The 14,713-nt window shown below is 68.8% G+C and carries 12 protein-coding genes; 1 reads left to right on the top strand and 11 read right to left on the bottom strand.

Features of this window, described 5'->3' with window-relative positions; all coding sequences use genetic code 11:
- Positions 1-21: 21 nt before the first annotated feature.
- The 11 genes from SD37_RS29900 to SD37_RS29850 all read right to left on the bottom strand — a co-directional run bounded on the left by SD37_RS29900 (position 22) and on the right by SD37_RS29850 (position 10,676).
- Positions 22-642, bottom strand: a complete 621-nt coding sequence (locus SD37_RS29900; protein ID WP_044855460.1) for a hypothetical protein — start codon at positions 640-642, stop codon at positions 22-24.
- Positions 639-1,142 carry a hypothetical protein gene (locus SD37_RS29895; protein ID WP_044855459.1) on the bottom strand — a complete coding sequence of 168 codons (504 nt, stop codon included), beginning with the start codon at positions 1,140-1,142 and terminating at the stop codon, positions 639-641. The genes SD37_RS29900 and SD37_RS29895 overlap by 4 nt, the downstream gene beginning before the upstream one ends.
- A complete protein-coding gene (locus SD37_RS29890) occupies positions 1,127-2,320 on the bottom strand; it encodes an MCE family protein (protein ID WP_044855458.1) in 1,194 nt (397 codons plus the stop codon). The genes SD37_RS29895 and SD37_RS29890 overlap by 16 nt, the downstream gene beginning before the upstream one ends.
- On the bottom strand, positions 2,320-3,375 hold the full coding sequence (locus SD37_RS29885; RefSeq protein ID WP_044855457.1) for an MCE family protein: 1,056 nt from the start codon (positions 3,373-3,375) through the stop codon (positions 2,320-2,322). The genes SD37_RS29890 and SD37_RS29885 overlap by 1 nt, the downstream gene beginning before the upstream one ends.
- On the bottom strand, positions 3,375-4,367 hold the full coding sequence (locus SD37_RS29880; protein WP_044855456.1) for an MCE family protein: 993 nt from the start codon (positions 4,365-4,367) through the stop codon (positions 3,375-3,377). Before SD37_RS29880 ends, SD37_RS29885 begins: the two co-directional genes overlap by 1 nt.
- Complete coding sequence (locus tag SD37_RS29875) at positions 4,364-5,353, bottom strand: MCE family protein (protein ID WP_044855595.1); 990 nt, start codon at positions 5,351-5,353, stop codon at positions 4,364-4,366. Before SD37_RS29875 ends, SD37_RS29880 begins: the two co-directional genes overlap by 4 nt.
- Positions 5,350-6,357: an MCE family protein gene (locus tag SD37_RS29870; RefSeq protein ID WP_044855455.1), complete on the bottom strand. Its 1,008-nt coding sequence runs from the start codon at positions 6,355-6,357 to the stop codon at positions 5,350-5,352. The genes SD37_RS29875 and SD37_RS29870 overlap by 4 nt, the downstream gene beginning before the upstream one ends.
- Positions 6,354-7,613 (bottom strand): MCE family protein, encoded by a 1,260-nt coding sequence (locus SD37_RS29865; protein WP_044855454.1) that lies wholly within the window; start codon positions 7,611-7,613, stop codon positions 6,354-6,356. The genes SD37_RS29870 and SD37_RS29865 overlap by 4 nt, the downstream gene beginning before the upstream one ends.
- On the bottom strand, positions 7,610-8,464 hold the full coding sequence (locus SD37_RS29860) for an MlaE family ABC transporter permease (protein ID WP_037311434.1): 855 nt from the start codon (positions 8,462-8,464) through the stop codon (positions 7,610-7,612). Before SD37_RS29860 ends, SD37_RS29865 begins: the two co-directional genes overlap by 4 nt.
- Entirely contained in the window at positions 8,464-9,258 is a 795-nt protein-coding gene (locus SD37_RS29855) for an MlaE family ABC transporter permease (RefSeq protein ID WP_037311541.1), read from the bottom strand. Before SD37_RS29855 ends, SD37_RS29860 begins: the two co-directional genes overlap by 1 nt.
- A 422-nt stretch (positions 9,259-9,680) precedes the next feature.
- A complete protein-coding gene (locus SD37_RS29850) occupies positions 9,681-10,676 on the bottom strand; it encodes an LLM class flavin-dependent oxidoreductase (RefSeq protein ID WP_174567921.1) in 996 nt (331 codons plus the stop codon).
- 189 nt (positions 10,677-10,865) lie between these two features.
- On the opposite strand from SD37_RS29850, the gene SD37_RS29845 reads away from it, so the two are divergent.
- Entirely contained in the window at positions 10,866-14,681 is a 3,816-nt protein-coding gene (locus SD37_RS29845; protein WP_472239391.1) for an nSTAND1 domain-containing NTPase, read from the top strand.
- Positions 14,682-14,713: the final 32 nt, after the last annotated feature.

The following is a 14,713-nucleotide window of genomic DNA, read 5'->3' as shown; positions in this document are numbered from 1 at the left end:
AAATGAGGAACGACCGGTTTGTCACCGGGGAATGAGGTCGGTGATGACCCAGCTGTCGCCTTCGCGTTCGGCGGTGACCGAAAGCTGCGCGGCGGCCGTCGTCGAAGAATTGTTGTCGGCCCGCGTCGCCGCTTGATCGAGGAATACCAGCAGCCGGGCTTTACCGTCGCCGAGTTCCTGGACGGCGGATGAGGAGACGCGGGTGGTGAGGACCAGTTTCTGCGCTGGAGCCTTTTCCCTGACTTGGGCGAACAGCTGGTTGTACGACTCCAGCGCCTTACCTCTCAGCGCCGAAGCGGCCGCCTTTTCGGTGTTGTCGGTCCGGTCATAGGAATAGGAGAAGATCTTGTTGAGCGCCACCGTCACCGCGGAGTTCACCTCGGCTGTCGCGCCGACGTCGGTGAGCGCGGTGTTGGCCGCCGACGGCGCCGCCGAGATCGACCTCGCCTCCAGGGTGAACCACACTCCCGCCGCCACCAGCACCGCCGCCGCGACCAGCAGGATCAGCGGCGGCTTCGGCCGCCGGGACGGCTTCCCGGTGGTCTCTTCGGCGGTCTCGTCGGGGGTGGGTTCGGATTCGGCCGTGACCTCCGGCTCGGTCGCGGGTTCGGCATGGGCGTCGGTGTCGGCCGTGGCGGTCATCGCGCACCCACCGGGAGCTGGTCGAGCGCGCTGAGCCGCCAGCCTTCGGCGGTCCTGGTCAGCCCGGCGGCGAACCGGTTGCGCTTGGTCGTCGGCGCGGCGCCTTCCCGGGCCAGGGTGATCTCGACCGAGGCCAGCATCTTGGCCGTTCCCGCGTGGTCGTCCAGTTCACTGATCGCCGCGTCGAGCACCTTGCCGGTCGACACCGTCGCGTCCTTGGTCAGCGCCTGCTTCGTCGCATCGTCGGTCTTGCCCAGCTGATCACGCAGCGGGCCGGTCGACGCGGCGAGCCAGTCGGCGATGCCCTGGTCGATCCGGTGGTGGTCGAGGCTGGTCAGCCGGGCGACGAGTTCACGCCCGGACTTCAGTGCCTCGTCGCGTGAGTTCCCATAGGTCACGGCCTCGGAGTTCGTCGCGGTGAACCAGGTGTACCCGGCCCAGCCGGCGAACGCGCAGGCCGCGGCGAACACGGCGATCGCGATCTTCAGTTGCGCAGCCACAACATCTCCTCGAGGCTGGTGGACGTCGGCTGGCCGTCGGCGCCGAACCCGCCGGGAACGGCGGCGGGCGGGACGCCGCCCTTCGGCGCGTTCTGCGAGCCGCGGACCGAACTCGGGTTGCCCTTTTCGAGCGTGCACGCGGCGCCGGTGTTGAACGACAGTGGTGCGAGTTCCCTGCTGCTGCGGATGTCCGTGCCTTCGTAGCCCTTGGTGCACGGCATCGGATCGAAGAAGGTCAGTGCCAGGCCGATCTTCCCGGATTCGCCGTCGATCGCCGCGTCGACCGCGGACACCGCCTTCGGGGTGTTGATCAGCAACTGCTGGAGGCCGTCGGTGCGCGCGGAGAACACGTGTGATGTGGTGAGCAGGTTCGCCAGCAGGATCGGCAGTCCCGGCTCGTTGTCCCGCAGCAGCCCGGAAAGCTGGGTCGCCGCGCCGGGCGCGGTCGCGATCAGCTTGCGGAGGTCACCGTCCGAACGCGACAGTTGTTCGGCGAACTGCTTGGCGTTGTCGCTGAACTGCCGCCACGCCTGCGACGAGTCCACCTGTGTCTTCAGCACGGTCGAACCGTCCGTGAGCAGTTTCTCCGTCTGCGGCAGGTGGTTCGCCGCCTGTTTGGTGAAGTCGGTGGTGGTGTCGAGCAGCACCTGGAGGTTCGCGCCGGAACCACGCAGGGCGTTGTCGAGTTCGTCGACCACGGTCCGCAGATCCTCGGTCGGCACGGACGCGGTCAGCGAGTCCAGATCGGTCAGCAGATGCTGCACCGGAAGCGGAACGGTCGTCGCCTCCCGCGGGATGACCGAACCGTCGGCGAGGAACGGCCCGTCGCCGGTACGCGGCTGCAGGTCGACGAACTGCTCGCCGACCGCCGACCGGTTCGCCACGACCGCGCGGGAGTTGGCCGGGATCGGTGGCGCGTCGTCGTCGATCAGCAGATCCGCCTCCATCCCGCGGTCGGTGAGCCGCAGTTCCCCGACCCGGCCGACGGCGACGCCGCGATAGGTCACCTCGCCGTTGGTGAACAGGCCCCCGCCGTCGGTCAGCGCGAGTTTCACGGTGTACCCGGTGGCCCCGAAGAGCCGGTCGAGTCCCGCGTAGTTGGCGCCGACGAACGCCGTCGTGGCCAGCGCGATGATGACGAACGCGAGCACCTGGATCCGGACACGGGTGGTGAGCATCAGCTACCTCCGGACGACGGTAGCGGCAAGGTCGGGAGTCCCGGCGGGACACCTTCGCCCGGGGGAGGAAGCTCGACGCCCGGACCGGGGATGAGCGTGGCGTAGACGTTCAGGTAGTCGCCTTTGATCCCGTCGAGGACGGCGTCGGTGAACGGGAACGTCGGCAGGATCTCCAGCGACCGCGGCAGGCTCTCGCCGGCGTCGGCCAGCCGTTTGAGGATCGGCGCGAGCGCGGTCAGATCGGCGACGAGGTCGTCCCGGCTCTTCTTGATCACGTCGACGCCGACACCGGAAAGCCGGTCCAGTGCCTGGAGCATCGAGACCAGCTGGGTGCGCTGCTCCGAAAGGCTCTTGAGGCCCGGGGTGAGGTCGGTGAGCGCGCCTTCGACCTGCTTCTTCCGGTTGGCCAGCGTCGCCGACAGCCGGTTGAGCCCGTCGAGCGCCGAGGTGATTTCGGACCGGTGCGAGTCCAGGCTGGACACCAGCTTCTCCACAGTGGACAGGAACGAGCGGATCTCCTCCTCGTTGCCGTCCATCACCTTCGACAGTTCGCGGTTGATGGTCTGCAGCTGGCCGATCCCGCCGCCGTTGAGCAGCAGGGAAAGCGCGCCGAAGACCTCTTCGAACTCCGGGTTGCGGTTCGTGCTCGAGACGGGGATCACCGCGCCGTCACCGAGCCTGCCTTCCGCCTTCGCCGCGCTCGGCGCCAGCTCGATGAACTTCTCGCCGAGCAGGCTGGATTGCCTCAGCCGTGCGAGGGCGTTGGCGGGCAGGTGGACGTCGCCGTTGACCGCCAGGACCGTTTCGGCCGTCCAGCCGTCGTCGCCGAGCCGGATCGTCTCGACCCGGCCGACCGGGACATCGCCGACCTTCACCGCGGCCTGCGGGACCAGATCGAGGACGTCGGCGAACTGCACGGTCACCCGGTACGGATGGTCGCCGATGTCCGCGCCGCCCGGAAGCGGCAGGTCGTAGACGCCCTTGAAATCGGAGGAGCAGCCGGTGAGCGCGAGGCAGCACACGGAGAACACGGCGATCGCCCGTTTCGCGGCCATCAGCGCCCCCCGGTGTAGGTGTCGCCGGCGACCGGCAGCGGAAGCGGCGCGTAGTCGAGCAGGTTGCCGCGCCCCTGCAGCTTCCCGGTCTTCGGGTCGATGGCTTCGAGCACGTTCGTCACCGCCAGCGGAAGGGTGTCGAGGGTCTCCGCCAGCGCGGCACGCTTGTCGACCAGCGTCCCGGTCGTCACCCTGAGCTTGTCCACATTGGACTTGATCAGCGCCCGGTTGTCCCGGATGAACTGCTGGATCTCCGCCAGCGCGCCGCCGAGGCCGTTGAGCGCGCGGGAGAGCTCCTCCTTGTTGCTCGCCAGCGTGCCGGTCACCGAGGCGAGCTGCCGGTTGATCTCGCTGACGTTCCGGTCGTTGGTCGCCAGCATCGAGGTGAACCGCTGCAGTTCGTCGACGGTGGCGAACAGGTTCTCCGAGTTCCCGGACAGGGTCCTGGCGAGTTCGGCGAAGTTGCGCACGGACTCGTTGAACGGCTTGCCGTTGCCCTGCAGGTTCTTCGCGCCGGTGCGCAGCAGTTCGGAGAGCGCGCCGTCGGCGTTCGCGCCCTGGGGGCCGAGCGCCTTGGCGAGGGTGTCGAGGCTGGAGTAGAGCTGGTCGAGTTCCACCGGCGTCCCGGTGCGCTCGACCGGGATCACCGCGCCGTCGTCCAGCCGGTTCCCGGTGCGGGTGAGCTTGGTGAACTGGACGTACCGGTCGGCCACCACACTCGGGGCGACGACGAGGACGTTCGTGTCGGCCGCGATCGGCGTCGAACCGTCGACGGTCAGCACGACCTCGACCTGTTCCCCGCGCGGGTTCACCGATTCGACCTGGCCGACCCGGACGCCGAGCACCCGCACGTCCGATCCACTGTAGACACCGACGGCGCGCGAGAAGTACACCGTGACGCGGTCGAGCCCGCTGCCGGAGAAGATCCACCAGAGGCCGCCGACGACGGCCAGCGCGAGTACCAGTGCCAGGGTGAGGAATCTGCTGGTCATCGACGACCTCCCGGCATCGGCGGGGTGCAGGGATCCCGGTTCTCCGGGATGAGCCCGCACAGGTAGCTGTCCACCCAGCGCCCGTTGCCGACGGTGTTGTTCACCACGCGGAAGTACGGCGCGGCGAGGTCGAGGCTCTTGGCGAGGTTGTCGTTCTGCCGCTGAAGGATGTCGGTCACCTCTCCGAGCTGGCTGAGGACGCCGCCGAGCTGGTCCTTGTTGTCCTTCACCAGGCCGGAAAGCTGCTTGGCGAGTTCCTGCGAGCCGGTGAGCAGGTCGTGGATCGCCTGCCGCCGGTTGTCCAGTTCGGTCAGCAGGAGGTTGCCGTCCGAGAGGAGCTTGGCGAAGTCTTCGTTCGAGTTCGCGAGTGTCGTCGTGAGACCGTGTGCGTTGGACAGCAGGCTGGCGAGTTCGTTGTCCCTGGAGGACACGGTCTTCGACAGCGACGTGAGCCCGTCGAGTGCCTTGCGGATGTGCTCGGGCGAGTTCTTGAACGTGTCGCTGAGCGTGGTGAAGCTTTCCGCGAGCTGGTCGGTGTCGATCGCGCCCGCGGTGTCGGCCAGTCCGTTGAACGCCTCGGTGACGTCGTAGGGCGTCACGGTGCGGGTGCGGGGGATGACCTGCTTCGGGTTCTGCACGGCCTCGCCGGTCGGGCGCAGCGCCAGGAACTTCCTGCCCAGCAGGGTCTTGATCTTGATCTCGGCGGCGGTCCGGTCACCGACCCACGCGTCCTTGACCCGGAAGCTGACCACCACGTGGTCTTCGGCCAGCGCGACGTCGCTCACCTCGCCGACCTTGATCCCGGCGATGCGGACCTCGTCGTCGGCCTGCAACCCGGCCGCTTCGGAGAATTCGGCCTGGTAGGTGGTTCCGGAGCCGATGATCGGCAGGTTCTCGTAGTTGAGCGTCGCGACCAGCAGCCCGGCCGCGACGGCGCTGCCGACGAGACCGATGACGATCGGGTTCCGCTCCTTGAAGGGTTTCACGACGTGCACCTCTCCGCCGTCGCCGGGACCCCGCGGGGAGGGTCGCTCCGGAGGATGGCCGAGCACAGGTAGAAGTTCATCCACGATCCATAGGAGCTGATCCGCCCCAATTCGTTCAGCTTCCCCGGGAGCACGGTGAGGAACTGCTCGACCTCGGCCTTCCCGCTTTCGGTGGTCAGCTGGCCGGACAGCAGGCCGAGTCCGTGGATGCTGTCCTTGAGCGGCTTCCTGCCCTGTTCCAGCAGTCCGGCCGTGGCGGTGGTGAGGCCCGCGAGCCCGGAGACCGCCTCGCCGATCTCGGCGCGGTCACCGGCCAGGCCGGAGACCAGTTCGCGCAGGGTGGAGACCAAAGTGGACAGTGCGTCACCCTTGCCGTTGATGGTCTTCAGCACCGTGTCCAGGTTCGTGATCACGTCGCCGATCACCTTGTCGCGGCCCGCGAGCGTGGTGGTCAGCGAACCCGTGTGCGCCAGCAGGCTTTCCACCGTACCGCCCTCGCCCTGCAGCACCTGGACGATCTCGCCGGAAAGCTGGTTGACGTCCTTGGGGGACAAGGCCTGGAACAGCGGTTTGAACCCGTTGAAGAGTTCCGTGAGGTCCAGCGCGGGAGTCGTGCGCTCCAGCGGGATCTCCGCCCCGGGCTCCAGCACCCCGGCGGCGCCCTTGCCGCGTTCCAGCGCGATGTAGCGCTGGCCCACCATGTTGCGGTACTTGATCACCGCGGTCACGTCGGCGGGCAGCCGTCGCTGGGAGTCGAGGGTGAACCTGACCCTGGCCAGGCTGTGGTCGGCGATCTCCAGTTCCTCGATCTGGCCGACCCGCACCCCGGAGATCCGTACGTCGTCGCCGACGTTCAGCGACGTCGCGTCGAGGAACTTGGCGCTGTAGGTCCTGGTGTCGCCGAGGCCGGTGTTGGTGATGGACACCGCCAGCAGCACCGTCGCCAGTGTCGTGACGACGACGAAGATCAGCCCCTTGATCAGCGGGCTCACGAAGTTCCTCATCGCAGGGTCACCTCCGTACCCCGGTAGAGCGGGCCGACGAGCACGCTGCCCCAGGCGGGGACCTGTGCGGCCGGGACGCCGATCGACGGAGCCACCAGCGTGGAGATCAGTTCCCGTTCCTGTGGCGAGTTCGCCGGGCCGAGGTCGCCGTCCGCGACCGGTTTCGCGCCGTCGCCGCTCACTTCGATCCCCGGGTTCATCAGGCCGTTCGCCGGGTAGCAGCGCGGCTCGCCGGTGGCGTTGTAGACCGGGTCGTCCTTGCCCGGCACGTACTTGCCGCGGGGCTGGGTGACGGTGATCTCCACATGCAGGCCGGGTTCGTCGGTGCCCGCCCCCAGCACCTTGTCCATCTGTGGTTTCAGCTTGGCCAGCGCGTCCAGCGTGCAGGCGAAACTCGGCGAGTACTTCGCGGCGACTTCGAGCGGGGCCCGGCTGTCGGCCGCGAGCGCGATGATGTTGGCGCGGTTGTTCGCGAGGAACGTCGTGACGTGCTGGGAGGACGACGTCACCTGCTGGTACACGGTCGCCAGCTCGGCGCGTTTCTCGTGAAGGGTGTCGAGGGTGACCGCCGAGGCGCTGAGCGCGTCCAGCAGATCCGGCGCGATGTCGCCGTACAGCCGCGAAACCGTCGCGAGGTCACGGATGTTGTCGTTCAGCGCCGGGAGGTTCGGGTTGAAGTCCTTCAGATACGCGGCCGCGGTGGCCAGGGTGTCGCCGATCTGGTCGCCGCGGCCCTCCAGCGCGGTGGCGACCGTGGTCAAGGTGGTGGCGAGCTTCTGCGGCTGCACCGCCTTGAGCAGCGGCAACAGATTGTCGAAGACGCGTTCCAGTTCGATCGCGTTGGCCGACCGGTCCTGGGTGATCACGTCGCCCGAGGCCAGCGGCGCCGCCGCCGATCCGTCCGGAATGGACAGTTGCACGTACCGCTCGCCGAACAGCGTCTTCGGCACGAGCAGCGCGGACACGTTCTTCGGCAGCTGGGAGACCTTGCCGGGCTCCATCGCCAGGTCGATCTCCGCGCCGCCCGGAGTCGCGCGGACGTCGCGGATCTCGCCGACCACCACACCGCGCGCCTTGACCTGACCGCCCGTGCGCAACTGGTTGCCGACCCGGTCCGCCTGCAGCGTCACCGGCACGGATTCGACGAAATCCTTGCGGTAGATCTTGATCGACAGCAGCACGAGCGCGGACATCACCACGAGGAACAGCACCCCCGCTGTCCTGACCCCGGCCTTGCGCAGCCCGCGCCGGCTCATCCGGCCACCTGCACCGTCGTGGTCGCGCCCCAGATCGCGAGGCTGAGGAAGAAGTCCAGCACGCTGACCGCCACGATCGCCGTCCGCACCCCGCGTCCGACGGCGACCCCGACCCCCGCCGGGCCGCCGCTCGCGCGGAAACCGTAGTAGCAGTGGGCGAGCACGATCACGACGCTGAACACCAGCACCTTGCCGAACGACCAGAGCACGTCGCCGGGTGGCAGGAACAGCAGGAAGTAGTGGTCGTAGGTGCCCGCGGACTGGCCGTAGAACCAGACGGTGATCTGGCGCGACGCGAGATACGAGGTCAGCAGGCCGATCGCGTACAACGGGATGACCGCGAGGAAGCCCGCGATGATCCGGGTGGTCACCAGGTACGGGACGCTGGGGATGCCCATCACTTCGAGCGCGTCGATCTCCTCGGAGATCCGCATCGCCCCCAGCTGCGCGGTGAAGCCGCAGCCGACGGTGGCGGAAAGCGCCAGTCCCGCGACGAGCGGGGCGATTTCGCGCGTGTTGAAGTACGCGGACACGAATCCGGCGAACGCCGACGTGCCGACCTGGTTGAGCGCCGAGTAACCCTGGAGCCCGACGACCGTGCCGGTGAACACGGTCATCCCGATCATCACGCCGATCGTGCCGCCGATGACCGCGAGCGCCCCGCTGCCGAAGCTGACTTCGGCCAGCAAGCGGGTGATCTCGCGGAGGTAGCGGTGGAGCGCGCGGGGGACCCAGGCGAGCGCCTTGAGGAAGAAGAGGATCTGGTCGCCGAGCGTGTCCAGGAAGCCGAACCGGCGGTCCACGGCTTCGCGGACCCGTGCCGTCCGCGTCGGTGAAGTCGTCGTGACCATCAGCTGCCCTTCGCCGGGACGAGCTGCAGGTAAAGCGTCGTCAGCACCAGGTTCAACAGGAACAAGAGGAGGAACGTGATCACCACGGATTGGTTCACCGCGTCACCGACGCCTTTCGGGCCGCCTTTCGGATTGAGCCCGCGATAGGAAGCGACGATCGCCGCGACGAAACCGAAGATGACCGCCTTGATCTCGCTGATCCAGAGGTCCGGCAGTTGCGCGAGCGCGGAGAAACTGGCCAGATACGCACCCGGTGTCCCATTCTGCATGATGACGTTGAAAAAATAACCGCCGAGGACGCCGACCACACTGACCATTCCATTGAGGAATGCGGCGACCCCCATCGCGGCGAGCACCCTCGGCACGATCAGGCGCTGGATCGGGGAGACCCCGAGCACCTCCATCGCGTCGATCTCCTCGCGGATCGTGCGGGAGCCGAGGTCCGCGCACATCGCCGACCCGCCCGCCCCCGCGATCAGCAGCGCGGTCACGATCGGGCTGGCCTGCTGGATGATCGCGAGCACACTGGCCGCGCCGGTGAAGGACTGCGCGCCGATCTGCGCGGTCAGCGACCCGATGTGCAGCGCGATCACCGCGCCGAACGGGATCGCGACCAGCGCCGTCGGCAGGATCGAGACACTCGCGATGAACCAGAACTGCTGGATCAGCTCGCGGGCCTGGAACGGCCGCCGGAAAGTCAGGCGGACGACGTCGAGGCCGAGTGAGTAGAGCCTGCCGGTCTCCCGGAGCGCACCCGCGCCGGGAAATGAGGGTGCGTTAGTCCGGACGCCCACGCCGACCCTCCAGTTTTCCGGGCACGGCGAATACACCCCAGGTTGCGCAATTCCTTTGCTCCGAATGGCGGAACGGAATCGTTGAATAGGGTCAACGGGGTGTTACCGTGCGGTTTCCTACTGGTCGGTACGCTAATCACGCGCCTGCTTGGTGACAAGAACTTCGGTGTGATCAAGACATCACGTCCTGGTAACCGGTGAATTCTTGTCCCTTTATGACAAAGGCGGACCGGGATCTTGTCCGTTCTTTCGTGTTCGGCGTCGACTGGTCCGTTCGGGGCGCGCCCGGCGGTGTCGCGCGGTGTGGTCGCGCGGAGCTGAAGGGGCCTTTCCTCTCATAAGACGCGGCGAAGGGCGCTTTCCTCGCATGAGATGCGGTGAAAGCGCCCTTCAGCTCCCTTGGTGGCGCGACGGAGCAGGGGTCAGCGCGCCAGGTCGGCGACCAGTTCGTAGGACCGCACCCGGTCCGCCTGGTCGTGCACCATGGTCGTGATCATCAGCTCGTTCGCGTCCGTGTCGGCCAGCAGCGTCTCCAGTCCCTTGTGGACGGTCTCGGGTGAACCGATGACGCTGCTCGAAGCCCGGTCCTCGATGAACACGCGCTCGATGTCGGTGTACGGGTAGGCCGCGGCCTCTTCCGGCGTCGGCAGCGGGATGGGGCGGCCCTTGCGCAGGCTGAGGAAGGTCAGGCTGCTGGGCCCGGCCAGGTACTGGGCCCGTTCGTCGGTCTCGGCGGCTATCACGGACACGCCGAGCATCACGTACGGCTCGTCCAGGACATCCGACGGTTTGAACGAGTCGCGGTAGAGCGCCACCGCGGGAAGCGTGTTCTCGGCGCTGAAGTGGTGCGCGAACGAGAACGGCAGGCCCAGCTCGCCCGCCATCCGCGCGCTGAAGCCGCTCGACCCGAGCAGCCACACCGGCGGCTTGTTGCCCTCGGCGGTCACGGCGTTGACGGCGCGCTGGTCGGAGTGCTCGAAGTAGGCCAGCAGTTCCGCGAACTGCTGCGGGAAGTTCTCCGCGGTGAGCCCGCCGGGTCCCCGCAGCGCCAGTGCGGTCCGCTGGTCGGTGCCGGGGGCGCGGCCGATGCCGAGGTCGATCCGGCCGGGGTGGAACGCCTCCAGGGTGCCGAACTGCTCGGCCACCACCAGTGGCGCGTGATTCGGCAGCATGACCCCGCCGGAGCCGACCCGGATGCGTTCGGTGGCGGCGGCGACCTGGCCGATCATCACGGCGGTCGCGGAGCTGGCGATCCCGGGCATGTTGTGGTGCTCGGCGAGCCAGTAGCGGTGATAGCCGAGCGCCTCGGTGCGGCGGGCGAGGTCGAGGGTGTTGCGCAGCGAGTCGCCAACGCCGCCCCCGGCCACGACGGGCGAGAGGTCGAGCACGGACAGCGGGATGTCAGGCAAGGAGGTCACGCACCGGTACAACGCGGCCGCCGCCCGATCCCTTCCCGGTCCGGGGCGGCGCTCCTCACAGTTGCCGGTCAAGCGATCGAAATTAACGGACACGATGGACCCGGTACCTCGCGAACTTCGTCCGTTTCCACGGTACGGTTGCCCCTCGAATGGGACCGTGGGAAAACCACTGAAAAGAAAGGATTGAGGGTGCCGCGTCCGGAGCGACCTTTGGACCCCGGGGACGATCCGTTGCTGGAGTTCGCCGCCGATCTCCGGCGATTGCGGGAGAAAGCCGGAAATCCGACCTACCGCGAGCTGGGCAGGCGTGCCCACTACTCCGCGGGCACCCTGTCCGAAGCCGCCGGCGGGAAGAAGATGCCCAGCTTGGCGGTGACCTTGGCCTATGTCCGGGCGTGCGACGGGCCCGAGGCCGAGTGGGAGGCCCGATGGCACGACGTGACCGAGCGGACGCGCCCCGGAGTCAACGATTCACCGGTTGCCCCGGTCAATGGGGAATCGCCCCCTTATATCGGCCTGACCGCATTCGGGCCTGCCGACGCGAGCCGATTCTTCGGTCGCGAACGACTTGTCCAAAAACTGGTCACGAGGCTTTCGGGACAACGCTTTCTGGCGGTTCTGGGCGCCTCCGGTTCCGGTAAGTCGTCGTTGCTCCGGGCCGGGCTGTTGCCCGCCATCGGAGAGAATTCCGTCACGCTGCTGATGACCCCCGGCTCGCGTCCGCTGCAGGAGTGCGCGGTCCAGTTCGGCGCGGCGCTCGGGCTCGCACCCGGCGGCCTGCTCGACGAGTTCACCGGGCATCCGCGCAACCTCGGCCTCGCCGCCCGTCAGCTGGTCGCCGACCGCGAGGGCGACGTCGTCCTGGTCGTCGACCAGTTCGAAGAGGTCTTCACGCTCTGCCAGGACGCCGACGAGCGGGCCGCCTTCCTGTCCGCGCTCGTCACCGCGACGACGGAACCGGAGAGCCGGACCAGGGTCGTCCTCGGCATCCGCACCGACTTCTACACGCACTGCGCCCGGCATCCCGAGCTGGTCGAGGCCATGCAGGACGCGCAGATCCTCGTCGGCCCGATGAGCACCGAGGAGCTGCGGCAGGCCATCTCGCGGCCGGCCATCGACGCCGGGTACCGCGTCGAGAACGCGCTGGTCTCCCGCCTCGTCGCCGACGCGACCGGGCAGCCCGGCGTGCTGCCGCTGCTCTCGCACGCGCTGCTGGAGACCTGGCGCCGCCGCCACGGCAACACCCTCACCCTCACCGGCTACGAATCCACCGGCGGGATCGAACGCTCGGTCGCGCAGACCTCCGAGCACACCTTCACCGCGCTGAGCGAGCGTCAGCAGCGGCTCGCGAACCAGATCTTCCTGCGGATGACCGCGCTCGGTGAGGGCACCGAGGACACCAAACGCCGCATCACCCGCGACGAGGTGGACGCCGACGATCCGGACGTGGCCGTCGTGCTGGACAGGCTGGCGTCGTCGCGGCTGGTCACCCTCGACGACAACGGCATCGAGATCGCGCACGAAGCGCTGATCCGCGGCTGGCCGCGGCTGCGCGAGTGGCTCGCCGAAGACCGCGAAGGCCTGCGGGTACACCGTCAGCTCACCGAGGCGACCGACGCGTGGGAATCCGTCGACCGCGACGACGGCTGGCTCTACCGCGGTGCGCGGCTCGCCATCGCCATGGAATGGGCGGGGGAGCACGACAGCGCGCTCTCCCAGCGTGAACGCCGGTTCCTCGACGCGAGTGTCGCCATCGAGAAGCGCGAGCAGGCCATCGCGCGGCGCCGCACCCGGCGGCTGCGTCAGCTGGTCGCGCTCCTGGCCGTGCTGCTGGTGCTGGCGACCGCCGCGATGGTGTACGCCGTCCGCGCCGAGCAGACCGCGACCAGCCAGCGCAACAGCGCGCTCGCGCAGAAGGTCGCCGGGCAGGCCGCCGCGATGCGGGCGACGAATCCGGCACTGGCCGCGCAGCTCGCGCTGGCGGCGTACCGGGTCGATCCGGGGACGGAGACCCGAAGCAGCGTGCTCGGGATGGTCGCGTCGCCGTATTCGACCCGGGTCCCCGGGCACGCCAACCGGGTCAACTCGGCCGCCCTGCGCGGCGACGGCCGGGTGATGGTGACCGGCAGCTGGGACCAGACGGCGAAGCTGTGGGACGTCAAGGATCCCTATCACCCCAGCGAACTGGCCACGCTGTCCGGGCACACCGCCAACGTCAACTCGGTGGCGTTCAGCGCCGACGGCGGCGCGGTCGCGACGGCGGGCTGGGACAAGACCGCGCGGCTGTGGAACGTCGCCGATCCCGCGAAGCCCGGGCCGGGTGTGGTGGTCGGGGAGCATCCGAGCCGGGTCAACGCGGTCGCGTTCAGCCCGAAGGCGCCGGTGCTCGCCACCTCGGACGGCGACGGCACGATCCGCCTGTTCGACGTCCGCGACCTCGCGAAACCGGTGCTCGTGGCCACGCTCACCGGGCACACCGGCAACGTCAACGGTCTCGCCTACGCGCCCGACGGCCGGACGCTCGTTTCGGCGGGCGCGGACAAGACCGTGCGGCTGTGGGACGTCGCCGATCCGCTCAAGACCAGGCCGCTGGGCGTGGCGAACGGGCACACCGCCGGCGTCCACGCCGCGGCGTTCAGCCCGGACGGCCGGACGCTCGCCACCGCGAGCATCGACCAGAGCGTGCGCCTGTGGGACGTCACCGACCCGATGACGCCGTCGCCGCTGACGACGATGGCGTCGCACAAGACCATCGTGCGCTCCGTGGCGTTCAGCCCCGACGGGACGAGGCTGGCCTCGACCGGTTTCGACCGCAACGCGCGGCTGTGGGACATCACCGATCCGAGGAAACCGCGCGAGGAGCTGCCGCTCGCCGGGCACACCGCGGCGGTGGTCTGGTCGGTGTTCTTCCCGGACGGCCGCACGCTGGTGACCGCGAGCGACGATCAGACGGTGCGGTTGTGGGAGCTGCCCGGCCCCGTGGTCAGCGGTCCCTCGAGGTCGGCCTGCCGGGCGGTCTTCAGCGCCGACGGGAAAGCGATGGCCACCGGGAGCCTGGACGGGGTGGTGCGGCTGAACGACGTCGCCGATCCGCGGAGCCCGCGTGAACTGGGCAGGATCACCGGCTTCGGCGGCGGCGCCTGCGGTCTCGCGTTCAGCCCGGACGGCCGGACGCTCGCCATCGGTTCGTGGGACCACACGATGCGGCTGGTCGACGTGACCGATCCGCGCAAGCCGGTCGACGCCGGTGTCTTCAGCCGGCCCTCGGAGGACATCGACGCGGTCGCGTTCAGCCCGGACGGCCGGACCCTCGCCACCGCGGGCGCGGGGCACACCGTCAAGTTGTGGGATGTCGCCGACATCCGGAAACCCGTCGAACTCGCGACGCTGACCGGGCACGACGACGACGTCCATTCGATCGCGTTCTCCCCGGACGGCCGCACGCTGCTGACCGGGGGCTGGGATCACACGGCGCGGCTGTGGGACGTCTCCATGGTGAAGGCGCCGAAGCAGCTTTCGGTGCTGAAGGGACACACCGACACCGTGTTCTCCGTCGCGTTCAGCCCCGACGGCAGACTCGCCGCGACCGGCGGCGCCGACCGCACCGCACGGATCTGGGACGTGTCGAATCCGGCGGCCGCGAGGGAGTCCGCGCTGGTCGCCGGGCACACCGACATCGTGATCTCGGTGGCGTTCAGCGGAGACGGGAAGACCTTCGCGACCGGCAGCTACGACCGGACCGTGCGACTATGGGATGTCTCCGATCCCGGGACGGTCCGCGAATCGGCGACGCTGGCCGAGGATGTCGACAGGGTCAACGCGGTGGCGTTCGCCCCTGACGGGCACACGCTCGCGGCCTCCGTCGCGGACGGCAGCGTGCGGTTGTGGGAGACGAACGCCGAACGCGCCGCCGAGCGGGTCTGCGCGACCGTGGCCCCGCGGATCACGGAGGCGGAGTGGGAACAACGCCTGCCGGGGCTCGATTACCGGCCTCCGTGCCCGTGACCACCACCGATTCGTTGTTCGGCGTTGTTGTT

Origin of the sequence: Amycolatopsis orientalis (genome assembly GCF_000943515.2) — a bacterium.
Taxonomy (GTDB): Bacteria; Actinomycetota; Actinomycetes; order Mycobacteriales; family Pseudonocardiaceae; genus Amycolatopsis; species Amycolatopsis orientalis.
Note: the sequence above shows the minus strand (reverse complement) of the source record. Positions and strands in the feature narration are given on the sequence as shown.